General features: G+C 69.7%; 24 protein-coding genes. 18 read left to right on the top strand and 6 right to left on the bottom strand.

The genetic code is table 11. From position 1 onward, the window contains the following. From EJ913_RS02335 to terL, 4 genes are read left to right on the top strand one after another with little or no spacing between them, the layout of a single operon-like run. The gene (locus EJ913_RS02335; protein ID WP_126994376.1) at window positions 1–1,896 is read left to right on the top strand and encodes a phage tail protein; all 1,896 of its coding nucleotides are present in this window, start codon (window positions 1–3) and stop codon (window positions 1,894–1,896) included. Beyond that, entirely contained in the window at window positions 1,896–2,756 is an 861-nt protein-coding gene (locus EJ913_RS02330; protein WP_126994374.1) for a hypothetical protein, read from the top strand. The genes EJ913_RS02335 and EJ913_RS02330 overlap by 1 nt, the downstream gene beginning before the upstream one ends. A 38-nt stretch (window positions 2,757–2,794) precedes the next feature. Continuing rightward, the gene (locus EJ913_RS02325; protein WP_126994372.1) at window positions 2,795–4,825 is read left to right on the top strand and encodes a glycosyl hydrolase family 28-related protein; all 2,031 of its coding nucleotides are present in this window, start codon (window positions 2,795–2,797) and stop codon (window positions 4,823–4,825) included. Next, window positions 4,825–6,342: a phage terminase large subunit gene (gene terL / locus EJ913_RS02320; protein WP_126994370.1), complete on the top strand. Its 1,518-nt coding sequence runs from the start codon at window positions 4,825–4,827 to the stop codon at window positions 6,340–6,342. Before EJ913_RS02325 ends, terL begins: the two co-directional genes overlap by 1 nt. 51 nt (window positions 6,343–6,393) lie before the next feature. On the opposite strand, the gene EJ913_RS02315 is transcribed toward terL, so the two are convergent. Next, window positions 6,394–7,413, bottom strand: a complete 1,020-nt coding sequence (locus tag EJ913_RS02315) for an aspartate-semialdehyde dehydrogenase (protein WP_126994368.1) — start codon at window positions 7,411–7,413, stop codon at window positions 6,394–6,396. 175 nt (window positions 7,414–7,588) lie between these two features. On the opposite strand from EJ913_RS02315, the gene EJ913_RS02310 reads away from it, so the two are divergent. From EJ913_RS02310 to EJ913_RS02290, 5 genes are all read left to right on the top strand, one after another. Continuing rightward, complete coding sequence (locus EJ913_RS02310; RefSeq protein WP_126994366.1) at window positions 7,589–7,849, top strand: hypothetical protein; 261 nt, start codon at window positions 7,589–7,591, stop codon at window positions 7,847–7,849. A gap of 274 nt (window positions 7,850–8,123) precedes the next feature. Continuing rightward, window positions 8,124–8,513: a succinate dehydrogenase, cytochrome b556 subunit gene (sdhC, locus tag EJ913_RS02305; protein ID WP_126994364.1), complete on the top strand. Its 390-nt coding sequence runs from the start codon at window positions 8,124–8,126 to the stop codon at window positions 8,511–8,513. Between the two features lie 11 nt (window positions 8,514–8,524). Then, a complete protein-coding gene (gene sdhD, locus EJ913_RS02300) occupies window positions 8,525–8,920 on the top strand; it encodes a succinate dehydrogenase, hydrophobic membrane anchor protein (protein ID WP_126994362.1) in 396 nt (131 codons plus the stop codon). A gap of 5 nt (window positions 8,921–8,925) precedes the next feature. Then, the gene (gene sdhA, locus EJ913_RS02295; protein WP_126994360.1) at window positions 8,926–10,710 is read left to right on the top strand and encodes a succinate dehydrogenase flavoprotein subunit; all 1,785 of its coding nucleotides are present in this window, start codon (window positions 8,926–8,928) and stop codon (window positions 10,708–10,710) included. Window positions 10,711–10,737: 27 nt separating this feature from the next. Further along, window positions 10,738–11,514: a succinate dehydrogenase iron-sulfur subunit gene (locus tag EJ913_RS02290; protein WP_126994358.1), complete on the top strand. Its 777-nt coding sequence runs from the start codon at window positions 10,738–10,740 to the stop codon at window positions 11,512–11,514. A gap of 79 nt (window positions 11,515–11,593) precedes the next feature. Here EJ913_RS02290 and EJ913_RS02285 read toward each other — a convergent pair whose 3' ends face one another. After that, on the bottom strand, window positions 11,594–11,806 hold the full coding sequence (locus tag EJ913_RS02285; protein WP_126994356.1) for a hypothetical protein: 213 nt from the start codon (window positions 11,804–11,806) through the stop codon (window positions 11,594–11,596). 161 nt (window positions 11,807–11,967) lie between these two features. Here EJ913_RS02285 and EJ913_RS02280 point away from each other — a divergent pair, with 161 nt between their 5' ends. Then, a complete protein-coding gene (locus EJ913_RS02280; RefSeq protein ID WP_126994354.1) occupies window positions 11,968–12,816 on the top strand; it encodes a branched-chain amino acid aminotransferase in 849 nt (282 codons plus the stop codon). Here the strand turns inward: EJ913_RS02280 and EJ913_RS02275 are convergent. Together EJ913_RS02275 and EJ913_RS02270 are read right to left on the bottom strand one after the other, a co-directional pair. Further along, window positions 12,773–13,102 carry a hypothetical protein gene (locus tag EJ913_RS02275; protein ID WP_238520005.1) on the bottom strand — a complete coding sequence of 110 codons (330 nt, stop codon included), beginning with the start codon at window positions 13,100–13,102 and terminating at the stop codon, window positions 12,773–12,775. The genes EJ913_RS02280 and EJ913_RS02275 overlap by 44 nt on opposite strands. 251 nt (window positions 13,103–13,353) lie before the next feature. Next, window positions 13,354–13,986: a S24 family peptidase gene (locus EJ913_RS02270; RefSeq protein ID WP_126994352.1), complete on the bottom strand. Its 633-nt coding sequence runs from the start codon at window positions 13,984–13,986 to the stop codon at window positions 13,354–13,356. A gap of 201 nt (window positions 13,987–14,187) precedes the next feature. Between EJ913_RS02270 and EJ913_RS02265 the strand changes: the two genes are divergently transcribed. The 6 genes from EJ913_RS02265 to EJ913_RS02240 all read left to right on the top strand — a co-directional run bounded on the left by EJ913_RS02265 (window position 14,188) and on the right by EJ913_RS02240 (window position 20,214). Further along, a complete protein-coding gene (locus EJ913_RS02265; protein ID WP_238520006.1) occupies window positions 14,188–14,586 on the top strand; it encodes a hypothetical protein in 399 nt (132 codons plus the stop codon). Continuing rightward, window positions 14,583–14,987, top strand: a complete 405-nt coding sequence (locus tag EJ913_RS02260; RefSeq protein ID WP_126994350.1) for a hypothetical protein — start codon at window positions 14,583–14,585, stop codon at window positions 14,985–14,987. Before EJ913_RS02265 ends, EJ913_RS02260 begins: the two co-directional genes overlap by 4 nt. A 14-nt stretch (window positions 14,988–15,001) precedes the next feature. Further along, window positions 15,002–16,603, top strand: a complete 1,602-nt coding sequence (locus EJ913_RS02255; RefSeq protein WP_126994348.1) for a portal protein — start codon at window positions 15,002–15,004, stop codon at window positions 16,601–16,603. Beyond that, complete coding sequence (locus EJ913_RS02250) at window positions 16,596–16,853, top strand: Bbp19 family protein (protein WP_126994346.1); 258 nt, start codon at window positions 16,596–16,598, stop codon at window positions 16,851–16,853. Before EJ913_RS02255 ends, EJ913_RS02250 begins: the two co-directional genes overlap by 8 nt. A 48-nt stretch (window positions 16,854–16,901) precedes the next feature. Continuing rightward, the gene (locus EJ913_RS02245) at window positions 16,902–17,663 is read left to right on the top strand and encodes a capsid assembly protein (RefSeq protein WP_126994344.1); all 762 of its coding nucleotides are present in this window, start codon (window positions 16,902–16,904) and stop codon (window positions 17,661–17,663) included. 241 nt (window positions 17,664–17,904) lie between these two features. Continuing rightward, a complete protein-coding gene (locus EJ913_RS02240; RefSeq protein ID WP_126994342.1) occupies window positions 17,905–20,214 on the top strand; it encodes a putative bifunctional diguanylate cyclase/phosphodiesterase in 2,310 nt (769 codons plus the stop codon). On the opposite strand, the gene EJ913_RS02235 is transcribed toward EJ913_RS02240, so the two are convergent. Next, window positions 20,198–20,737, bottom strand: coding sequence for a metallophosphoesterase family protein (locus EJ913_RS02235; protein WP_126994340.1), 540 nt, complete (start codon window positions 20,735–20,737; stop codon window positions 20,198–20,200). The genes EJ913_RS02240 and EJ913_RS02235 overlap by 17 nt on opposite strands. Before the next feature lie 62 nt (window positions 20,738–20,799). Beyond that, the gene (locus EJ913_RS02230) at window positions 20,800–21,036 is read right to left on the bottom strand and encodes a DUF4170 domain-containing protein (protein WP_126994338.1); all 237 of its coding nucleotides are present in this window, start codon (window positions 21,034–21,036) and stop codon (window positions 20,800–20,802) included. A 194-nt stretch (window positions 21,037–21,230) separates the two neighbouring features. On the opposite strand from EJ913_RS02230, the gene EJ913_RS02225 reads away from it, so the two are divergent. Continuing rightward, complete coding sequence (locus EJ913_RS02225; protein WP_126994336.1) at window positions 21,231–21,929, top strand: cytochrome b/b6 domain-containing protein; 699 nt, start codon at window positions 21,231–21,233, stop codon at window positions 21,927–21,929. Between the two features lie 210 nt (window positions 21,930–22,139). Beyond that, entirely contained in the window at window positions 22,140–23,198 is a 1,059-nt protein-coding gene (locus EJ913_RS02220) for a cytochrome-c peroxidase (RefSeq protein WP_126994335.1), read from the top strand. Window positions 23,199–23,309: the final 111 nt, after the last annotated feature.

Below are 23,309 nucleotides of genomic sequence, written 5' to 3'. Positions count from 1 at the left end.
ATGGGACGGCTGCAACAGGTCAAGACCAACTTCACGGCCGGCGAGATCTCGCGCCGGCTGCTCGGGCGCGGCGATCTGCGGGCCTACGACAACGGGGCGCTGGCGCTGCGCAACCTGTTCATCGACCCGACCGGCGGGGTGACCCGGCGCTCCGGCCTCGCCTTCGCCGGGCTGGCGCGCGGCGACGGGCGGCTGGTCGCCTTCGAGTACAACACCGAGCAGACCTATCTGCTGGCCTTCTCGGCGGGAAGGATCGACATCCACAGCGGAGCCACGCGCGTCGCCACGGTGGAGTCGCCCTGGACCGCCGCGCAGCTGGCCCAGATCACCTGGACGCAGAGCGCCGACACCCTGCTGGTCTGCCACCCCGAGGTCCCGCCGCGCACGCTGACCCGCAGCGCCGGGGGCGCCTGGACGCTGTCGGACTGGGCCTATGCGGTTAAGGACGAGCTGGTCCGGCTGCCCTTCTACCGCTTCGGCGACCCGGCGGTGACGCTGACGCCTTCGGGGACCACGGGGGCGGTCACCGTCACCGCGTCCGCCCCGGTGTTCGACCAGCGCCACGACGGCACGCGCATCCGCATCAAGGACAAGCAGCTGCTGGTCACCGGCGTGGTCTCCGCCACCCAGGTTAACGCCACCGCGAAGGAGGCGCTGGCCGACACGGCGGCGACCACCGACTGGGAGGAGCAGTCCTTCTCGGCCCTGCGCGGCTGGCCGGTGTCGGCGGCCTTCCACCAGGACCGGCTGGTGATCGGCGGGTCGCGCGACCTGCCCAACCGGCTGTGGCTCTCGCGCTCCGCCGACATCTGGAACTTCGACCTCGGCACCGGGCTGGACGACGAAGCCATCGAATTCGGCATCCTGTCCGATCAGGTCAACGCCGTGCGCGCGGTGTTCTCCGGCCGGCATCTGCAGGTCTTCACCTCGGGCGCCGAGTACATGGTGACCGGCGACCCGCTGACCCCGCAGAACATCCAGGTCAACCGGCAGACCCGCATCGGCTCGCCGGTCGACCGCAACATCCCGCCGCGCGACGTGGATGGCGCCACGCTGTTCGTCCCGCGCAACCGGCGGGAAATCCGCGAATTCCTCTACACCGACACCGAGGCCGCCTATCAGGCCAACGATCTGGCGCTGCTGGCCCGCCATCTGGTGGTCAACCCGCGCGACCAGGATTACGACCAGACCCGCCGCCTGCTGTTCGTGGCGATGGAGGACGGCTCGCTCTGCACGCTGACCGTCTACCGGACCGAGGCGGTCACCGCCTGGACCCGGCTGGAGACGGACGGCGCGGTGCGCTCGGTCGCGGTGGTCGGCGACGAGGTCTATCTGCTGGTCGACCGCGCCGGGACCTGGACCATCGAGCGTTTCGACGACGCGCTCAACCTCGACGCGGCGGTGGTCGCCGACAGGACGGAGCCGACCGCCGTCTGGACCGGCCTCGGCCATCTGGAGGGACGGACGGTCGCCGTGCTGGCGGACGGCGTGGCCCGTCCGCCCGCCATGGTGCAGGCCGGCAGCGTCACCCTGTCGCCGCCGGCCCGCCACGTCGAGGCCGGGCTGCCCTACAGCCACCGCATCGTGCCCCTGCCGGCCAATCTGGTCGGGCAGGGGGCCGGGGCCGACCGGGTGCGGCTGGTCGCCGTGACCTTCCGGCTGGAGGACACGGCGGCGTTGCGCGTCGATCTCGGGCGCGGGCTTCAGGATTTGCCGCTGCACCGGCTGGGGCCGCAACCGGCCGACGGGGTGCCGCCGCGCGTGTCGGGAGACCGGCGCATCCGGGCGCTGGGCTGGCGGCGCGACATCGACGTGCCGCTGTGGCGCATCGAGCAGGACGCGCCGCTGCCCTTCACGTTGCTTTCCGTGACCATGGACATGAAGGTGAACGACTGATGGGTGGAATCACGCCCCTGGTGACGACGGCCCTGCCGCTGGCGGGGACGGTCCTCAACACCGTGCGCAGCGTGTCGGACAGCTCCGGCAGCGCCGCCGCGCAGCAGCAGGCGGCCGCCCAGGCCGCCGCCGAGCTGGAGTACAAACGCCAGCAGGACGCCGCGAAAGCCGCCGCCGCCGCGCAGGCCCTGGAGTACCAGCGCCAGCAGGAGGCCGCCGCCGCCGCCGCCGCCCAGGCCGCGCTCGACCGCAAGTACCAAGAGGAGGGCACCGCCGCCGAACGCAGCGCCGCGGCGGCGGCGGCGGCGCGCCAGCAGCAGGCGCAGTTGGAGGCTGAGGCACAGGCCCGCGAATGGGCGCGCCAGGATCTGCTGCGCCAGCAGGAGCAGGAGCTTCAGCGCCAGCAGGCCGAGGCCGCCCGCATCGCCGCCGAGCAGGCCCGCGCGCGGGAGATGGAGTCCTATCAGGCCAGCCAGGAACAAACCCTGGCCCAGTTACGGGCGAGCCAGGAGACCGCCTATCAGACGCAGGACAAGGACGCGCAGACCCAGCTTGCCCAGCTGACAGCGGCGGCGGACGCGGCAGAGAAGCGCCGGGTGGACGCCCTGCGCCAGTCGGTCGCCAAGACCCGCGCCAGCATGGGCGCGCGCGGCGTCAGTTCCGACGCCGGTTCCGGCGAGGCGATCCTGCTCGGCCTGACCAACGACACCGAGAGCGAGCGCAAGGACTCCCAAACCGTCGACCAGCTCAAGCGGCAGGCGATCCAGCAGACCCTCGACGCGGTGAAGCGTCGCAACCTGCTGGAACAGGCGCAGCTCGCCGACCGGCAGAAGCTGGAGTTCATGAGCAAGTTCTTCTGATCCCATCGCCTGACGGCGCCGGCAACGCGGAGCCACCGATGACCAGTTCCCTTTCCATCCCGCGCGGCACCCCGCGCGTGCAGTACGTCGCCGACGGGGCGCAACGCGTCTTCACCTACCCGTTCCCGATCTTCGCGGACGACGACCTTCAGGTGTTCCTCGGCGCCGCCTTGCAGAACACGGGCTACGCCGTGGCGGGGGCCGGCGCCTCGGCGGGCGGCTCCGTCACCTTCGCGCAGGCTCCCGAAAACGGCACGGCGGTGCTGCTGCGCCGCCGCCTGCCCATCGAGCGGACCAGCGGCTTCCTCGACAGCGGGCCGCTCCCGGCCTCCGCGTTGAACGGCGAGTTCGACCGGCTGACCGCCGGGTTGCAGCAGGTGGCCGGCGACCAGGACCTGATGCTGCGCTACGCCGACACCGACCTGCCGGCCTCGCCCCTGCTGCCAGGGCGCGCGATCCGCCAGGGCAAGCTGCTGGCCTTCGACGGCGCCGGCAACCCCACCGTCCGCCCGCCGGTGGACGAGGAGGCGCTGTCCACCTACGTCCCGCCGGGGACGGGCGCGGTCAGCCGCCCGGTGCGCGACAAGCTGTCCGACGTCGTGTCGGTCAAGGACTTCGGCGCGGTCGGCGACGGGGTGGTGGACGACACGGTGGCGATCCAGGCGGCGCTGACCTCGGCCAAGGCGGTGCACGTGCCGCCGGGAACCTACCGCATCACCAACACGCTGACGCTCGCCTATGGCAAGACGCTGAGCGGCACCGGCCAGACCTCGATCATCGCGGGATCCTCCGACGCCTTCGATCTGGTCCACATCCCGGACGGCTACGCGACGTTGTCCGGCCTGCGGCTGGAGAACGGCAAGGCCGGGGTGCGGCTGTTCGGGCGCGACGGCCCCTGCGTGCAGAACACGCTCAGCGACCTGACCCTGTGGGATCCGCAGGTCGGGCTGCTGTTCGACGGCTACACCGACCCGAACCTCCCCTGCTATTGGAACAACGTCGCGCGCGTGCTGGTGGCGCGGCCGTCGCGCCACGGGGTGTGGCTGACGCGGAGCGGGGCGGGCGACACGCCCAACGCCAACCGCTTCCACTGCGTGCGGGTCTATTCGCTGTCGGCGCCGATCTCCGGCAGCGGCTTCTTCGTCGAGGAGGGCCGCTACAACAACGCCTTCGTCGATTGCGAGGCCAATCTCTCGACCATGGCGCAGGCCTGCTTCCATGTCGGTGCCGTCACCGACAAGACGCTGATCCTCAACTTCTACGCCGAATCGCTGGGCGGCGTGCCCAACGTGCTGCTGGAGGCCGGCTCAGTCGAGACCTCGATCCTCAACCTGTTCTCGGCTTCGGCCGGGCCGGCGATCCAGGACCGCTCGGGCGGGCGCTACACCGCGCTGAACGCCGGCTATCCGGAAAAGAACCGGCTGGAGCACAGCCGCGTCACCCAGCTCACCGTCGAGGCCCTGCGCTTCGACACCGAGTATGTCGAGCCGCTCCAGGGCGGGCGCGTCGATCTTGACCTGACCAGCTCGGTCTACCTGATGAGCGCCTATGGCGGGCCGGTGGAGGCGCGGCTGCCCAACGCCGGGGCGGCGAACGGCCATTCGGTGACGATCAAGAAGACCGACGCCTCGGCCAACGTCCTGACGATCACCGAGACCGGCGGGCCGGGTCCGGACGGGCGGAGCGTGGCGCTCGGCAACCGCTACGATCTGGTGACGCTGGTGTCGAACGGGGCGAACTGGTGGATCGTCGCCGCCAACCGCCACCCCGGCAACGCGCGCTTCGTCGAGGCAAGCGGCCTGTTCGAGCCGGACCTGAACCAGTCGCTCTATCTGGTCAGCGCCTGGAGCGGCGCCGTCGAGGTCCGCCTGCCCAGCCCCGGCGCCGCCCATGCGGTCGGCCGCACGGTGACGGTCAAGAAATCCGACACCAGCGGGAACCGGGTCACCGTCACCGCCCAGGGCGGCGGCGGTCCCGACAGCGAGGCCATCGCGCTGACCGGCCAGGGTCACGCGGTGACGGCGATGTCGAACGGCGCCGGCTGGCACATCCTGGGACGGAACCCGTGATGGAGGAGGGCAAGGGATTCCACGCCTTCGTTCATGACTGGAACAGCCGGTCGGACCTGAAGACCCCCACCCACCACCGCGAGATGGCGGAATGGCTGGAGCGGGAAAGCCGGGGCGGCAACCGCCGCATGCTGCTGATGGCGTTTCGCGGCTCGGGCAAGTCGACGCTGGTCGGGCTGTTCGCGGCGTGGCTGCTCCACCGCGACCCCAACCGGCGGCTGCTGGTGCTGGCCGCCGACCTCAAGCTGGCGAAGAAGATGGTGCGCAACGTCAAGCGCATCCTGGAGCGCCACCCCGACACCAGGCACCTGAAGCCGCCTGCCCGCGACCGTGACCAATGGGCCGCCGACCAGTTCACCGTGGTCCGCCCGATGGAACTGCGCGACCCGTCGATGGCGGCGGCCGGCATCGGCGGCAACATCACCGGCAGCCGCGCCGACGTGGTGATCTGCGACGACGTGGAGGTGCCGCGCAACGCCGACAGCGCCGCCAAGCGCGCCGATCTGCGAAGCCGGCTGTCGGAGCTGGAGTATGTGCTGGTCCCGGGCGGCGCGCAGCTCTACGTCGGGACGCCGCACAGCTACTACACCATCTACGCCGACGAGGCGCGGGCCGAGGCCGGCGAGACCCGGCCCTTCCTCGACGGCTTCGCGCGCAAGGTGATTCCGGTCTACACCGAGGACGACGCAGGCCGGCGCCGCTACGCCTGGAAGGAGCGGTTCGGCGAGGCCCACGTCAACCGCATCCGCAAGGCCACCGGCCCGAACAAGTTCACCAGCCAGATGCTGCTGCGCCCGGTGAACGTCGCGGACGGCTTCCTCGACGTCGACAGGCTCGGCCGCTACGACGCCGAGCTGGACTACCGCGAGGCGCTGGGCCGCGCCGTGCTGACGCTGGACGGCGTGCGGATGGCGTCGGCGACCTGCTGGTGGGACCCGGCCTTCGCCCGCCCGGTGGGGGAGGGTGCGCCGCGGGGCGACGGCAGCGTGGTTGCCGCGCTGTTCGGCGGCGAGGACGGGCGCCTCTACCTGCACCGGGTGCTGTATCTGCGGGTCGATCCGACGGCCTGCGACAGCGAGGCCGACCAGCAATGCCGGCAGGTCGCGCGTTTCCTCGGCGACCATCACCTGCCGTCGATCCGGGTCGAGACCAACGGCATCGGCGGCTTCCTGCCCGGCCTGCTGCGTGAGCGGCTGCGCAAGGACAGGCTGGCGGCGTCCGTGATCGACCACGCCAGCCGCACGCCCAAGGCCCGGCGGATCCAGGAGGCGTTCGACGCCCTGCTGGCCGACCGCCGGCTGCTGGCCCACCGGCTGGTGTGGGACACGCCCTTGATCCGCGAGATGCGCGAATGGCGGCCGGATGGCTACACCGGTCCCGACGACGGCCTGGACGCGGTCGCAGGCTGCCTGACGGCCGAACCCCACCGGTTCGACCAAGTTGGCGGCTCTCCCGTTCGGCGCGCCGACTGGCGCGGTGCTGGCACCGTGGTGGCCCCGTCGGACTGGGAACTCTGATGGAGACGTGGCAGGAGGCTGCGGAGCGGAGGCAACGACGCCTCCAAACCCTCAATCCTCCAGATGGTCCCGCACCAGGATCTCCGCGATCTGCACCGCGTTCAACGCGGCGCCCTTGCGCAGATTGTCGGCCACGCACCAGAACGCCAGCCCGTTCTCGACCGTGATGTCCTCGCGGATGCGGCTGACGAAGACCGGGTTCTCGCCGGCCACCTCGACCGGGGTGATGTAGCCCTCGGCCGCGCGCTGGTCCAGCACCGACACGCCGGGGGCGGCGCGCAGGATCTCCGACGCCTCCTCCGCCGTGATCGGCTGCTCCGTCTCGACATGGACGGCCTCGCAGTCGCCGATGAACACCGGCACCCGCACGCAGGTCGCCGTCACCTTGATCCTGGGGTCGAGGATCTTCTTGGTCTCGACGTTCAGCCGCCATTCCTCGTTGGTGTAGCCGTCGTCGAGGAAGCGGTCGATCTGCGGGATGACGTTGAAGGCGACCTGCTTGGGGAAGACGCTCTTGACGACGGGGTCGTTGACGAAGATGGCGCGGGTCTGGGTGAACAGCTCGTCCATCGCCTCCTTGCCCTCGCTCGACACCGCCTGATAGGTGGAGACGACGGCGCGGGTCACCGTGAAGCGTTCGTGCAGCGGCTTCAGCGCCAGGGTCAGCTGGATGGTGGAGCCGGTGGGGTTGGCGACGATGTAGCGCTGCTTGTAGCCGGCCAGCACCGACGCGTTGACCTCCGGCACCACCAGCGGCACCTCGGGGTCCAGGGCGAAATGGCCGGACATGTCGATCACGACGCAGCCGGAGGTCGCCGCGCGCGGCGCGTACAGTGCCGACAGCTTCGGATCGACGGGTGAGAAGGCGACGTCCACGGTGGAGAAGTCGAATTTGGCGACGTCCAGCACCTTCAGGACGTCGTCCTCGCCATAGGAGACCTCGTGCCCGACCGCGCGGTCGGTGCCCAGCGCGATGACCTGGTCGGCCGGGAAGTTCCGCTCGGCCAGCGTTTGCAGGATCTCGCGCCCGACGTTGTCGGTGGCGCCAATGACCGCGACGGTGTAGCCCATGACGGCGGTGTCCTTCTGACAAAAGAAAAGGCGAAGCCAAGACGAAAGGAGCTAGGCGCTTTCAGTGCGAATTGCAACACGACCGCCCCGGCGGCCTCACGATGAATTGCGCGGCCGCCCGCGCTGTGACACGGTGGGATCCACCCTTCGCCCAACGACTCCGCAGCCTTTCCGCATGCCGCCCATCGAGGACATCATCGCCAAGGCGATCAAGGACGCCGACAAGTCCATCTTCAACGAGGACTACGCCAAGCAGGCGAAGGCCGTCACCGCCGCCCTGAAGAAGGCCGGCTACGAGGTGGCGCCGGTCAAGCCGCCCGAGGGTCTCGTCGAATGGGCCAAGGAAAACATACCCTTCGGCCGTCTGCGGCCTTCGGAACTGATCACCCAGATGTACTCGATGATGGTCGAGAACGTGCGGCGCTTCGACAAATAGCAATCTCCAGTCATCACGGCAGTCGTCCGACGGCGGAACTTGCTGGTAATACCACGGCTTGGGAAGCCCGTTTCTTTTCAGCCACTTCCCGTGCGGCCCAAAATTGCCGCAGCGCGGTGCCCCGCCGTTGACTCGGGTGCGGCGGGGGCGTAATTCAATGCGCCAACCAATCGGACGGACAACCGTCCCAATCAGGGCATGCACCACCCAGCCGCCGCGGCGAGGCAACCGTACCTGTTGAACCGCGACCGGCCGCCGAACAGAGGACGACGCAATGGCAAACGGCAGCGGTCGGCCGCTCTCCCCGCATCTTCAAGTCTACAAACTCCCGTTGACCGCCCTGATGTCCATCGCGCACCGCATCACGGGCGTGGGGCTGGGCGTCGGCACCCTGCTGCTGACGTGGTGGCTGGTGGCCGCCGCCGCCGGCCCGGAGGCCTTCGCGCGCGCCCAGGGCTTCATCGGGTCCTTCTTCGGCCTGCTGCTGCTGTTCGGCTGGTCGGCCGCGCTGTACTACCACCTGTGCAACGGCGTCCGCCATCTGGTCTGGGACGCCGGCAAGTCGTTCGAGCTGACCGACACCGCGCGCGCCAACCAGATCGTCCTCGGCGCTGCCGCCGTGCTGACCGTGCTGACGTGGATCGTCGGCTTGGCCGCGTGGTGAGGAGAGAGAGCATGGCATCCAACACCAAGACCCTCCGCTCGCCGCTGGCTCATGTCCGTGGCCTGGGTTCCGCCAAGCACGGCACCGAGCATTGGTGGGGCCAGCGGCTGACCGCCATCGCGTTGGTTCCGCTGACCGTCTGGTTCGTCTTCGGCGTGATCCGCCACCTCGGCGCCGACCACGCCGCCTTCCTCGCCTGGATGAAGTCGCCCTTCTCGGCGCTCATGATGATCCTCACGGCGGCGGTCACCTTCCACCACGCCCAGTCGGGCCTCCAGGTGGTGATCGAGGACTACATCCACGTCGAGTGGCAGAAGCTGGCGTTGCTGATCGCCGTCAAGTTCCTGTCCTTCGCGCTGGCGGCGGCCTGCGTGCTCGCCGTCGTCAAGATTTTCATCGGAGCCTGACGAGCATGGCGACCGCCTATCAAATCATCGACCACACCTATGACGTCGTCGTCGTCGGCGCCGGCGGCGCCGGTCTGCGCGCCACCTTCGGCATGGCCGAAAAGGGGCTGAAGACCGCCTGCATCACCAAGGTGTTCCCGACCCGCTCGCACACCGTGGCGGCCCAGGGCGGCATCTCGGCCGCGCTCGGCAACATGGGCGAGGACGACTGGCGCTACCACATGTACGACACCGTGAAGGGGTCGGACTGGCTGGGCGACCAGGACGCCATCGAGTACATGTGCCGCGAGGCCATCCCGGCGATCATCGAGCTGGAGCACTACGGCGTGCCCTTCTCGCGCACGCCCGAAGGCAAGATCTACCAGCGCGCCTTCGGCGGCATGACCGCGCAGTACGGCAAGACCCAGGCCTACCGGACCTGCGCCGCCGCCGACCGCACCGGCCACGCCATGCTGCACACGCTCTACCAGCAGTCGCTCAAGCACGAGGCGGAGTTCTTCGTCGAGTACTTCGCGCTCGACCTCATCATGGAGGACGGCGTCTGCAAGGGCGTGCTGGCCTGGAACCTCGACGACGGCACGATCCACCGCTTCCGCGGGCAGCTCGTGGTGCTGGCGACCGGCGGCTACGGCCGCGCCTACTTCTCGGCGACCTCGGCCCACACCTGTACCGGCGACGGCGGCGGCATGGTGCTGCGCGCCGGCCTGCCGTTGCAGGACATGGAGTTCGTGCAGTTCCACCCGACCGGCATCTACGGCTCGGGCTGCCTGATCACCGAGGGCGTGCGCGGCGAGGGCGGCTACCTGACCAACTCCAACGGCGAGCGCTTCATGGAGCGTTACGCGCCGTCGGCCAAGGATCTGGCGAGCCGTGACGTGGTCTCGCGCTCGATGACCATCGAGATCCGCGAGGGTCGCGGCGTCGGCGAGCACAAGGACCACATCCACCTGCACCTGGAGCATCTGCCGCCCGAGGTCATCCACCAGCGCCTGCCCGGCATCGCCGAGACGGCCAAGATCTTCGCGAACGTGGACGTCACCAAGGAACCGATCCCGGTCCTGCCGACCGTCCACTACAACATGGGCGGCATCCCGACCAACTTCCGTTGCGAGGTCGTCACCCCCACCGCCGAGAACCCCGACCAGGTCGTCCCCGGCCTGATGGCGATCGGCGAGGCGGCCTGCGTGTCGGTCCACGGCGCCAACCGCCTGGGCTCGAACTCGCTGCTCGATCTGGTGGTGTTCGGCCGCTCGGCCGCCATCCGCGCCGCCGAGATCGTCAAGCCGGGCCAGACCCCCTCGGTCAAGGACAGCAGCACCGACGCGGCGCTGGAGCGGTTCGACCGCATCCGCAACGCCAAGGGCTCGATCAAGTCGGCCGACCTGCGGCTGGAAATGCAGCGGACGATGCAGAACAACTGCGCCGTCTTCCGCACCGGCGAGGTGATGAGCGAGGGCGTCAAGCTGATCGACGCGACCTTCGCCAAGAAGAACGACATCTCCATCAGCGACCGCTCGCTGGTGTGGAATTCGGATCTGGTCGAGGCGCTGGAACTGGACAACCTGCTGTTCCAGGCCGTCGCCACGCTGCATTCGGCGGTCAACCGTCCGGAGAGCCGGGGCGCCCACGCGCGCGAGGACTACCCGAACCGCGACGACGTGGACTGGATGAAGCACACGGCGATCTGGGTGGGCGAGGATGGCAAGACGCGGTTCGACTACCGCCCGGTCCACCTCTACACCCTGACCGACGAAGTCCAGGTGTTCCCGCCCAAGGCCCGCGTGTACTAAGCACCGCTCAAGGCAAGGATAGCTAACATGGTCGAATTGAACCTGCCAGCCAACTCCCGGGTCGGTGTCGGCAAGACCATCAACGTCGCGAACGGCGCCAAGCGGGCGAAGACCTTCAAGATCTACCGCTGGAACCCGGACGACGGCCAGAACCCGCGCGTCGACACCTACATCGTCGATCTCGACAAGTTCGGGCCGATGATCCTCGACGCGATCATCTACATCAAGAACCAGGTCGACAGCACGCTGACCTTCCGGCGATCCTGCCGCGAGGGCATCTGCGGCTCCTGCGCGATGAACATCGACGGCACGAACACGCTGGCCTGCCTGAAGGCCATCGAGGACGTGAAGGGCGACGTCGCGATCTACCCGCTGCCGCACATGCCGGTGGTGAAGGATCTCGTCCCCGACCTGAAGCACATCTACGCGCAGCTCGCCTCGATCAAGCCGTGGCTGCAAAGCCAGTCCCCGGCGCCGAGCCGCGAGCGGCTGCAGTCGCCGGAGGACCGCGCCAAGCTGGACGGCCTCTACGAGTGCATCCTGTGCTTCTGCTGCTCGACCTCATGCCCCAGCTACTGGTGGAACGGCGACCGCTACCTCGGCCCGTCGATCCTCCTGCAGGCCTACCGCTGGATCGTCGACAGCCGCGACGAGATGACGGGCGAGCGCCTCGACAACCTCGAGGATCCGTTCCGTCTCTACCGTTGCCACACCATCATGAACTGCACCAAGGCGTGCCCGAAGGGTCTCAACCCCGCCAAGGCCATCGCCGAGATCAAGAAGCTGATGGTGGTCCGCCGCTGATTTTTCGTCAGCGACGCGATCCGGAGACACGGCGAGGCGCCCCGCAAGGGGCGCCTCGTTCGCGTTTGGAGGCGTGGCGTCAGCGGAAATCCGGATCCGTCGGCTGCGACGGCGGCAGGTCGCCGCCCGGCACCGGGGGCATGGTCGTGCCGGGGCCGCCCGGATCGGGCAGGTCGGGGTTGTCGGTCAGCGGCCCGTCGAAGTTCGGGACATCCTCGTTCGGACGCGGTTGAGGACGGGGAGGGGCGGCGCGCAATGGCTGCGGGCCGGGGGTGGGGGAAATCCAGGACATTGTGGCGGGGCTCCTACGGTTGGTGCGTGTCTCACCTCAACAACCGCCGGGCAGCCCGGACGCTCCCATCCGCATCGGTTGACCCGTGGCGATGAGGGGGTATCCTCTTCGGGGGAACGACCAAGAACGATTCACATCAAGCGAGGGAAGGAAACGGCATCATGGGCGGTACAACGGGTCAGGCGTGGAGCTGGGTGCAGGGCGAATGGATGGAGGGGAATCCCCCGATCGTCGGGCCGCTGTCGCACGCGCTCTGGCTGTCCTCGGTGATCTTCGACGGGGCGCGGTTCTTCCAGGGTGTCGCCCCCGACCTCGATCTGCACTGCGCGCGGTCGATCCGCTCGGCGCTCGCCATGGGGCTGGCGCCGATGGTGACGGCCGGCGAGATCGAGGAGCTGTGCTGGGACGGCATCCGTCGCTTCCCCAAGGACGCCGAACTCTACATCCGCCCGATGTTCTTCGCGGAGGAGGGCTTCGTCGCCCCGGATCCGGAGACGACCCGTTTCGTCCTGACCATCCACGAGGATCCCCTGCCGGCGCCGACCGGCTTCACCGCCTGCGTCTCCTCCCGCCGCCGCCCGCCGCCGTCGATGGCGCCGACCGAGGCCAAGGCGGCTTGCCTATACCCCAACGCCGCGCTGGCGTTGACCGAGGCGCGCAAGCGCGGCTTCCAGAACGCGGTCATGCTCGACGCCATCGGCAACGTCGCGGAGTTCGCGACCTCCAACCTGTTCGTCGCCAAGGACGGGGTGGTGCGGACGCCGGTGCCCAACGGCTGCTTCCTGAACGGCATCACCCGCCAGCGCGTCATCGCCCTGCTGCGGGCGGACGGCTTCACCGTCGAGGAATGCACCCTGACGCCGAACGACCTGTTCGACGCCGACGAGGTGTTCTCCACCGGCAACCACGCCAAATGCGTGCCGGTGACCAAGGTCGAGGACCGCGCCTTCGCCCCCGGACCGGCCTTCAAGCGGGCGCGGGCGCTCTATTGGGAATACGCGTTCCGCTGAGCCGCAGCGCGACGGCGGCGTGGCGGTGATGCGCCAGCGTGGCGGCCAGCCGGGCCAGCCACGCGTCGCTGGCGCTGTCCGCCCAGGACAGGAGTTCCCGGCGCCGGGCGACGCCCAGCCGGGCCTCGGCCGCCAGGGTGTCGTGCAGGGCGAGGATGGCGGAACGGCGCAGGGCATCGGCACGCGCGGTGCCGCCAAGCCGCGCCTTGCGCAACGCCCCGGCGGGGGCCGGGCCGTCGTAACGGCGATGCAGGGCGTCGAGGTCGGGTGTGGGCGCGTGATCCATGCGGCGGAGGGTAGCCCCAGCCGGGGCGAGTTTAAAGGATTATCATCCTAATTAAGATTGCCGGGGTGCGCCCCCGCTTGCCCCCACCCTGACCCTCCCTCGCTGGGCAGGGGAGGGGACTCGCGCTAAACACCGACAAGGTTCCTACCCCCTCCTCTGCGAAGCGGGGGAGGGATGGGGTGGGGGCAACCGTCACCGGATGCCCACAATCCTGCTTAGGACCCGACACCCTTTCCAGAAAACCGGAATCTTTATTGGCTGGCCCAGATGATCCGCGCCATCCAGGCGATCTCGGTGCGCGGGATGCTGCGGTCGGGGTGGGCGCGGTTGATCGACAGAAGCTCGATCTTCGTCGCGGTCTCGCGGAGCAGTTGCTTGGCCATCACCTCGCCGCCGCGCGTGCGGACGACGACGCGGTCGTTGCGGCGGATCTGCGCCGCCGGGGACACGATGATGGTGTCGCCGTCGCGGTAGACCGGCTCCATGCTGTCGCCGGCGATTTCCAGCGCGTAGGCCGACGGGTCGCCGAGGTCGGGGAACATCAGCTCGTCCCAGCCGCTGCCGGCCGGATAGCCGGCGTCGGTGAAGTAGCCGGCGCTGCCCGCCTGGGCGTAGCCGATCACCGGAACCCGCTGCAACGATCCCGGCCCGGCGCTCTCGCCGATCAGGCTGACGAACTCCGACAGGGAGGCGCCCGTCGCGTCCAGCACCTTGGAGATGCTTTCGGTCGAGGGCCAGCGCAGCTTGCCGTCGCCGGTGGTGCGCTTGCTCTTGTTGAAGGTCGTCGGATCCAGCCCGGCCCGCCGCGCCAGCCCCGATGCCGAGAGCTCATGCGTCGCCGCGAGGCGGTCGATGGCCCGCCAGATGTCCGTGTGTTTCAACATGGGACGATAATCTCATAATCCGAGTCGGCCGTCCCTAGGAACTTTTTCATAAAACCGTTGACCGAGGAATTTAATCGGAACATAAGGCGAACGCAAGCGCCACCAAACCGCGAGGGATCGGACCCCAAGGTCTGATTTCGCGAAACGCTGGTGGCCGGAAAAGCTTTCGCGCGCAAGCGCTCCTCAGCCAGGGAGACGACCATGCCGTCCCAGTTCGCCGCATTCTCCGCCGCTGCCTCCACCGTCGTCGGCACGGCCTCCACTCCCTACAGTGCAGAAGGCACTCCTTTCGACAGCGGTGAGGAGGCGTGGTTCTGGTCGGTCCAGGCGCAGGACGCCAAGACGGCGGGGGCGCGGGTCGTCGCCGGGCGCGGTCTGGTGCAGCGTCCCTGCGAGCCGGCCGACATCCTGCGCGTCGTCGACCGGCTCTACCGCAACCGCCAGCTCATCCGCGACCATCTGCACGTGCTGGTCCACTACGGCCGCCGCCTGAGCGCGCCCGACCCCGGACGCCACCGGGAGCAGCGCGCCCATCTGTTGTGGCGCGAGGCGTTCGACCGGGTCACCCCGGTGCTGCGCCAAAAAGGCATCGCACGATGAGCGAGGCCCCCGCTCCCGCCGGGCTTCCCGCCCCGGCGGCCTGGGTGGTGTTCCGGGGCGATGCGCCGCTGTGGTGGTTGCGGGCGCTGCGGCCGGGCTTCCGCCACTGCCTCGCCTTGCTGAACGACGGACGGCATTGGGTGGTGGTCGATCCGCTGGCGCCCTTCACCGACGTCGCCGTGCTCGACCTGCCCGCGTCCCACGACGTGCCGGGTTGGTACCGCGACCTCGGCCTGACGGTGGTCGCCGCCCCGGTGCGGCGCGGCCTGACCCGGCCGGCGCCCTGGGGACCGTTCACCTGCGTCGAGGCGGTCAAGCGCCTGCTCGGCCTGCACGCCCCTCTGGTGCTGACGCCCTGGCAACTGCACCGCCACCTGACCCGCTCCGATTCCAGCGTTTAATGGAGGCCGCCCCGATGCCCGATGCCACCGCCCCGAAACGCCGCCGGGGGGCCGAGCCGTCCGAACCGGAGGCTCTGCTCGACCGCTACCGCGCCGCGCGCGAACGCCGCTCCGTCTGGGAGAGCCATTGGCAGGAATGCTACGACCACGCGCTGCCTAACGGCCGGCCCTTCCGAGGCACCGGCACGCCGGGCGAGCGGCGGGTCGACCGCCTATTCGACGGCACCGCCCCCGACGCGGTGGAGCAACTCGCCGCCAGCCTTCTGTCGGAGCTGACGCCGCCCTGGTCGCGCTGGTTCGGCTTCCAGCCCGGCCCGGCCCTGACCGGCGCGGAGCGCGACCGCGTGGCGCCGATGCTCGACCGTGCCGCCGGGATCGTTCAGGCGCATGTCGACCGCTCCAACTTCGCGGTCGAGGTGCATCAGGCCTTCCTCGACCTCGTCACCGTCGGCACCGCCAGCCTGCTGATGGAGGAGGCCGCCCCCGGCTCGCCGTCGAGCTTGCGCTTCACCGCCGTGCCGCTGGCCGAGGCGGTGCTGGAGGAGGGGCCGGACGGTCGCCTCGACGGCACCTTCCGCCGCAGCGAGGCGACGCTGGCCCAGATCCTCCACCGCTTCCCCGCCGCCGATCTGCCCGGCGAACTGCGCGAGCGCGGCGCCGAGGAGCCGGACGCGCGCTTCCCCCTGGTCGAGGCGGTGCTGCCCGATGGCACCGCCTACCGCTGGGCGGTGGTGCTGGACAGCGGTCTGGCCGATCCGTCCTGGCTGGCGCAGGGGCGCTTCGCCCAGTCGCCCTTCGTCAACTTCCGCTGGCTGAAGGCGCCGGGCGAGACCTATGGCCGCTCCCCGGTGATGAAGGCTTTGCCCGACATCAAGACCGCCAACAAGGTGGTCGAGCTGGTGCTGAAGAACGCCTCCATCGCCGTCACCGGCATCTGGCAGGCCGACGACGACGGGGTGCTCAACCCGGCGACGATCCGGCTGGTGCCGGGGACAATCATCCCGAAGGCGGTCGGCTCGGCCGGGCTGACGCCGCTCGCCAACCCCGGCCGGTTCGACGTGTCGCAGCTGGTGCTCGACGATCTGCGCGGGCGCATCCGCCACGCCCTGCTGGTGGACCGGCTGGGCCCCATCGAGCAGGCCCGGATGACCGCCACCGAGGTTATGGAGCGCTCCGCCGAAATGGCCCGGCTGCTCGGCGCCACCTATGGACGCTTGCAGGCGGAAATGCTGACGCCGCTGCTGCTGCGCGCCGTCGCCATCCTGCGTCGTCGGGGCGAGATCCCGGACATCGCGGTGGACGGCCGGCTGGTCGAACTCCAGCACCGTTCCCCGCTGGCCCAGGCCCAGGCGCAGCGCGACGTGCAGGCGACCCTGCGCTGGCTCGACACCGCGCGGAAGCTGGGGCCGGAGGCCGCCGCGACGGTGGACGCCGCCGCGACCGCCCGCTGGCTGGGCGAGGCCTTTGGCGTTCCCGCCAAGCTGATCCGCGCCGAGGAGGACGCCGCACCGGCGATCAAACCGGTGCCCGTTTCCCCGCCCGCCGCTGCTCCCGCACCCACGCCGGTTCCGTCTCCGCTTCCCACCCCGCTGCCGGTGGAGACGCCCCATGGCTGACCCGATCGGCTGGGAGTGGCTGGACGGGACCGCCGCCGCTCCGACGAGCGGCGCGGACGACCCGTCCCCCAGCTTCGCCCGCTGCTTCGCCGGAACCGATGGGGCGCGGGTGCTGGCGACGCTGAAGGCAATGACGCTCGAACGGGCGCTTGGTCCCGACGCCAGCGACGCGGCGCTCCGCCATCTGGAGGGCCAGCGCCAACTCGTCGCCGCGATCCTCGCGCTGACGGCGCGCGGCCAGACCCGGTGAGCCTCCCCCAGCCTTTTCCCGTTCTTTTCTGCCTGCATGGAGTGCCCGATGGCCGACAATCTGCTGCTCTCCACCGTCCCCGCGTCCGGTGCCGCGCTTCCCGCGCCCCCACCGGTGCCGGAGAAGTTCCGCGACCCGCAGACCGGCGCCGTGCGCGTCGAGGCCCTGCTGAAATCCTATCTGGAGCTGGAACGCCGACTGTCCGCCGCTCCGGCTGCTTCTGAACCACAAGCCCCGGCACCGTTCGATCCCGCCGCGCTCGACCCGGTCCAACTGCGCCGCGCGCTGGGCGCGCCCGACACGCCGGAGGGGTATTGCGTCGCCTGCGACCATGGCCTGTTCGAACCCGACGCCGAGATCAACGGCCGCCTGTTCGAGGCTGGCTACACCCCCGCCCAGGCGCAGCTTCTCTACGATCTGGCGGCGGAGCGGATGATGCCGCTGATCCAGCACCTCGCCGCCGAGTTCCAGGCCGAGCGCGAGGTCGAACGGCTGGTGTCGCGCTTCGGCGGCGAGGAGAAATGGCGCGAGGTGTCCCGCCAACTGCTGTCCTGGGCGGGCAAGAACCTGCCCGCCGCCGCGGTGGAGGGGCTGTCGACCACCTACGAGGGCGTCATGGCGCTGCACTCCATGATGTCGGGCACCGAGCCGGCGGCGCTGTCGCTGCCGGCCGGACGCGCCTCGGGCGGCGACGGCGAGGCGGAGTTGCGGGCGCTGATGCGCGACCCGCGCTATTGGCGGGAGCGCGACCCGGCGGTGGTCGGCCGCGTCACCGAGGGCTTCCAGCGCCTCTACCCCAGCCGGGGCTGAGCCCGGCCGGCGCTTTGGGTGCGGCGCCTTGCGATTCCCGATTGCATTCCATTCACACATGCGGATGGAACGGGACCGCGAGGCAAAGCGCCGCACCCGCGCGTCGCAAGGCGGATCGGACCCGTTTATATTGCGTGCGCGAAGAAGAATGCGATTGCGCGGCAGACCTGAAAAAGCCAACTTGACCTGCTTGTAGGACACCGTCCGCGGAGCGGACGGGCAGGGGAGCGCCACCAAAGCCATGACGCTGCGCCGGAAGATGCGCTGGCTGACCTGGGTCGGTCTGATCGGCTGCCTGATGGCGGCGATCCCAGCGCTTTACCTGCTGCGCCACGGCCTGATCGCGGAACGCGAGCGGACGACCGGCGCGCTGGTGACCTCCTCCACCACCATGCTGCGGGAGCTGAACGCGGGCGTGGAGGCCGGGGCGGTCGCGCGCGACGACGCGCAGGCGCAGGCACGGCTGGCCCTGCGCGCGCTGGCCGGCGATCCGTTCCACGTTGCGGTCTTCACCGACGGGGTGGTCCCGCCCGGCTGGCCGCCGGTCGAGCACGCGGTCGTCGCCCAGGGGCGTTTCGAGCCGTGGGGATGGACCGTCGTGGCGGCGGGCAACCTGGACGATCTCGAACGCGCCTTCGTGACGGAGGCGCTGGCCTTCGGGCTGTTCCTGTCGGTCCTGCTGGTGGCGAGCTGGCCGCTGTCGGTCTTCCTGTCGCAGAACGTCGTCGGCCCCATCGAGGGGCTGTCCACCCGCATGCGGCTGCTGACCGAGGGGCGCACCGACGTCGACATTCCCGGCCGCGACCGCCGCGACGAGTTCGGGGCGATGGCCCGCGCCATGGAGTTCTTCCGCCGCTCCGCCGTCGCGCTGATCGAGCGCGACGAACGCATGGCCGGCATCATGAACAACGTCGGCGAGGCGATCCTGCTGCTCGACGCCGAGGGGCGGATCGAGCAGCACAACCCGGCGGCCGCCGCCCTGTTCGGCGTGCCGGCGGCGGGGCGGGCGGACGGGCTCGGCGGCCGGTCGCTGGCCGGTTTGTTCGCCGAGGCGGACCGCCCGCGCATCCAGTCCCTGATGACGGACGTGGACGCCCGCCCGGCGCGCGCCGAGGCGCTGGTGGTCGAGCGCCCCGGCGGGCGGATCGAGGCGTCGCTCGCGGTGTCGCCGCTGGTGGTGCGGGGCAAGCCGGGCTTCGTCTGCACGCTGACCGACGTGACGCAGCGGCTGCGGCACGAGCGCGAGCTGATGCGGCTGGCCACCCGCGACCGGCTGACCGGGCTGCCCAACCGCGCCATGGTCGAAACCCTGCTGGAAGCGGCGGTGCAGCGCGGACGCCGCACCGGGGGGCGTTTCGCCGTGCTCTGCCTGGACCTGTCGCGCTTCAAGCTGGTGACCGACACGCTGGGCCATCAGGCCGGCGAGGAACTGCTGCTGGAGGTGGCGCGGCGCATCGCGGCCTCGCTGGGACCCGCCGATCAGGTCGGGCGCATCGGCACCGACGATTTCGCCGTCATCCTGGAGCGGGTCGCCGACGATTCCGAGGCCGCAGCCGTCGCCGAGCGCATCCTGGCGGCCTTCGACACCCCGGTGACTCTGGTCGGCAGCGAGCATTACGTCCGCCCCTCCGTCGGCATCGCGCTGTTCCCCGACCACACGGAGGAGCCGCACGAGCTGATCCGATCCGCCGACACCGCGCTCTACGCCGCCAAGCGGCTGGGCGGCCGGCGCCACGCCTTCTTCCGCAAGGAACTGGCCGACCAAGCGCGCCGCCATCTGGCGCTGGACGGCGACCTGCGCTCGGCCCTGGCGCACGGGCAGTTCCGGCTGCACTACCAGCCGAAGGTCTCGCTGATCGACTTCGCGCTGGAGGGGTTCGAGGCCCTGTTGCGCTGGGAGAATCCGGGGCAGGGCATGATCTCCCCCGGCGAGTTCATCCCGGTGGCGGAGGAGACCGGCTTCATCGTCCCGCTCGGCGACTGGGTGCTGGACGAGGCGTGCCGGCAGCAGCGCGCGTGGCTGGACCAGGGGCTGGACCCGGTGCCGGTGGCGGTCAACATCTCGCCGCGCCATCTGCGCCACCGCACCGCCGAGGATTTTCGGCGCATCGTCGACCGCCACGGTCTGCCGCCGGGACTCATCGAGCTGGAGATCACCGAGGGCGCGGTGATGCAGGATCTCGACCACGCGCTGGCGGTGCTGGGCGCCTTGAAGGCGATGGGCATCCGCGTGGCGGTGGACGATTTCGGCACCGGCCATTCCTCGCTCAGCTATCTCAAGCGGCTGCCGATCACGACGCTGAAGATCGACCGCTCCTTCATCAACGGCGTTCCGCTGGAGCGCGAGGACGCCGGCATCGTCACCACCATCATCGCCATGGCCGACATGCTGGGGCTCGACGTGGTGGCGGAAGGCGTGGAGAAGACCGAGCAGGCCAATTTCCTGCGCCACCACAACTGCACCCTGGTCCAGGGCTGGCTGACCGGCCGCCCGGTTCCGGCCGACGCGGCACTGGATCTGCTGGCCAAGCGGCTCAGAGAGACGGCGTGACCGTCGTCGCTTCGCCCGCCGCCTTGCGTGGGCGGGGGGCGGTCAGTTCGGCCAGCGTGACCGGGCGGAAATTCCAGACATCGACGCCGACGTCGATCTGACGGGGCAACGGCTTCAACTGGCCGTGGCTGTGGCCGTGCAGGTTCAGGGACTTCCTGTGCATGCCGTTCCAGGTGCGGAACGGGTAGTGGCAGAGCACCAGATGCGTGCCGTCCAGCGTCAGCTCGGCGTAGTGCCGGACCTCGGCCCAGCCGGGCAGGGCCAGCGTGGCGGGGCCGTCGTTGTTGCCGGCGATCAGGCGCTTGACGCCGTTCAAGCCCTCCAGCCGTTCGGCCATCGCGTCCGGCGTCAGGTGCAGGGCGAAGTCGCCGAGGTGCCAGACTTCGTCTTCCGGCCCGACCACGGCGTTCCACCGCTCCGCCATCGCCGCGTCCATGGCGGCGGTCGTCTCGAAGGGGCGGCGGAAGCGGCCGCGCGCGCCGCCATGGCCGAAATGCGTGTCGCTGGTGAAGAAGACGGTCATCGGTTCGCCTCAACGCGCCGGAACGGACGATGTTCCAGCCCCGGCGCGTCGAGATCGTCCACTCAATGCTTGTGGTCGCCCGCCGCCGGGTCGAGGAAGCGGTGCATGTGGACGATGTAGTAGCGGATGTGGGCGTCGTCGATGGTCTGCCCGGTGGCGCCGCGCCACGCCTTGTAGGCTTCGTCGTAGCTCGGGAAGATGCCGACGATGTGCAGCTTGGACGGATCGACGAACTGGTCGGAATCCGGACGCACGAGTTCGCCGCCGAACACGAGGTGGAGAAGCTGTTTGTCGGGCATGGTCTCGGGATCCTTGAAGTCTGGGGGGCGGATGCGCTGCATTCTCATATCCGCCGCTCGGGCGCGGCATCAAGCCCGTTGACTCCCGGTTCGACCTTTGCCACCACCCAAAGGCGGGGTTTCCAGGACAAGCCCTGAAAAAATCCAGGTCCAGCCCCAGATGAAGGGCGCTCAAACACAGCGAGGAACCAGCCATGGCAAGTGGTCATACCGCGACTCGGGAGCAACGCACCCGCGAGGTCCCTGTCTGGGACCTGCCGACCCGGCTTTTTCATTGGTCGCTGGCGGTGCTGGTGGCGATCGCGGTGCTTTCCGCCAAGATGGATGTTCTGTGGGTGCATATGTTGGCAGGGGAAGCAATTCTGAGTCTTGTGCTTTTCCGTCTGGTCTGGGGCGTGGTCGGCAGCCAGACCGCCCGCTTCGCCGATTTCGTGAAGGGACCGCGCGCCATCCTCGCCTATCTCGGGCGGAAGGGAACGGGCGGCGCGGCGGCGGAGGGCGCCACCCTTGGACACAACCCGCTGGGCGCGCTGATGGTGGTGGCGCTGCTGCTGGCGCTGGGGATCCAGGCGGTCAGCGGGCTGTTCACCAGCGACGACGTTCTGATCGACGGGCCGCTGGTGCCGCTGGCCTCAAGCGCCGTCGTCGGCGCGCTCGGCACGCTGCACCGGTTGCTGTCCGACGGCATCCTGATCCTGACCGGGCTGCACGTGCTGGCGGTGTTCGCCTATCTGCTGGTCAGGAAGGACAACCTGATTCGCCCCATGGTGACCGGCCGCAAGACGGTGGCCACCCCGGTTCCGGCGCCGCGCCGCGCCTCGCCGGCCCTGGCGCTCGCCATCCTGGCGGCGTCGGCCGGGCTGGTCGCCTTTGTCGTGCGGGCGGCGGCCTGAGGAAATTTTCTTAAGCCGCATCGGCATAAAAAATCCCCCGGAGGTTGTCTGCGACAATGCGCGCGCCGTGGTTGCCGGACGACGAGCTTAGAATGGCTCCAGATTGCTCCGCTTCAACTAGGACGCAGCTTCGATTTCGGACCAATCGACCCTCACCCGGTCGAAACGCTGGGTTGTGGGTTCAATCGGCTGCGCCGGGGGACACCGACCATGACACACACACTCAAGGCCTTGGCCGTAGGCACCGTGTCGGCGATCGGCGCGTTGCTGGTCGCGGGGAGCGCGCTGGCCGCCGACCCGCTGATGGACCGTGCCCGCGACCTGTTCAAGCCGCTGCCCGCCTCGATTCCCGTGGTGAAGGACAACGCCGTCACCCGCGAGAAGATCGATCTCGGCAAGATGCTGTTCTTCGAGCCGCGCCTGTCGGCCAGCGGCATCTTCTCGTGCAACTCCTGTCACAACCTCGGCCTCGGCGGGGTGGACGGGCTTGAGACCTCGGTCGGCCACGGCTGGCAGAAGGGGCCGCGCAATTCGCCGACCGTGCTGAACGCGGTGCTGAACGTCGCCCAGTTCTGGGACGGCCGGGCCGAGGATTTGAAGGCCCAGGCCAAGGGGCCGATCCAGGCCGGCGTCGAGATGAACAGCACGCCCGACCGCGTGATGGCGGTGCTGACCAGCATCCCGACCTACAAGACCAAGTTCGCCGACGCCTTCCCGAACGAGAAGAATCCGGTCAGCTTCGACAACGTCGCCAAGGCGATCGAAGCCTTCGAGGCGACCCTGACCACCCCCGCCGCGCCCTTCGACCAGTTCCTGGAGGGCAAGGCCGACGCGCTGAACGACCAGCAGAAGGCCGGGCTGGCGCTGTTCATGGACAAGGGCTGCTCCGCCTGCCACAACGGCGTGAACATCGGCGGGCAGGACTACTTCCCCTTCGGCGTCATCGAGAAGCCGGGCGCCGACATCCTGCCGCCGGGCGACAAGGGCCGCTTCGCCGTCACCAAGACCGCCGACGACGAGTATGTGTTCCGCTCGCCGACCCTGCGCAACGTGGCGCTGACCGCGCCGTACTTCCATTCCGGCAAGGTGTGGGATCTGCGTCAGGCGGTGGCGGTGATGGGGTCGAGCCAACTCGGCGCCAAGCTCAACGAGACGGAGATCGACCAGATCACCGCCTTCCTGCATTCGCTGACGGGCCAGCAGCCGCGCGTCGAGTACCCGATCCTGCCGGCCAGCCTGCCGACCACCCCGCAGCCCATGCTGCGCTGAGGAGGCGCGCGCCGCTTGCCTCCTCCCTAACCCTCCCCCGCTTTCGCGGGAGAGGGAACTCCGCCGAACGCTGACAAGGATCCGGCCCCCTCTCCCGCAACGCGGGGGAGG

Source organism: Azospirillum doebereinerae, assembly GCF_003989665.1.
GTDB lineage: Bacteria > Pseudomonadota > Alphaproteobacteria > Azospirillales > Azospirillaceae > Azospirillum > Azospirillum doebereinerae.
Note: the sequence above shows the minus strand (reverse complement) of the source record. Positions and strands in the feature narration are given on the sequence as shown.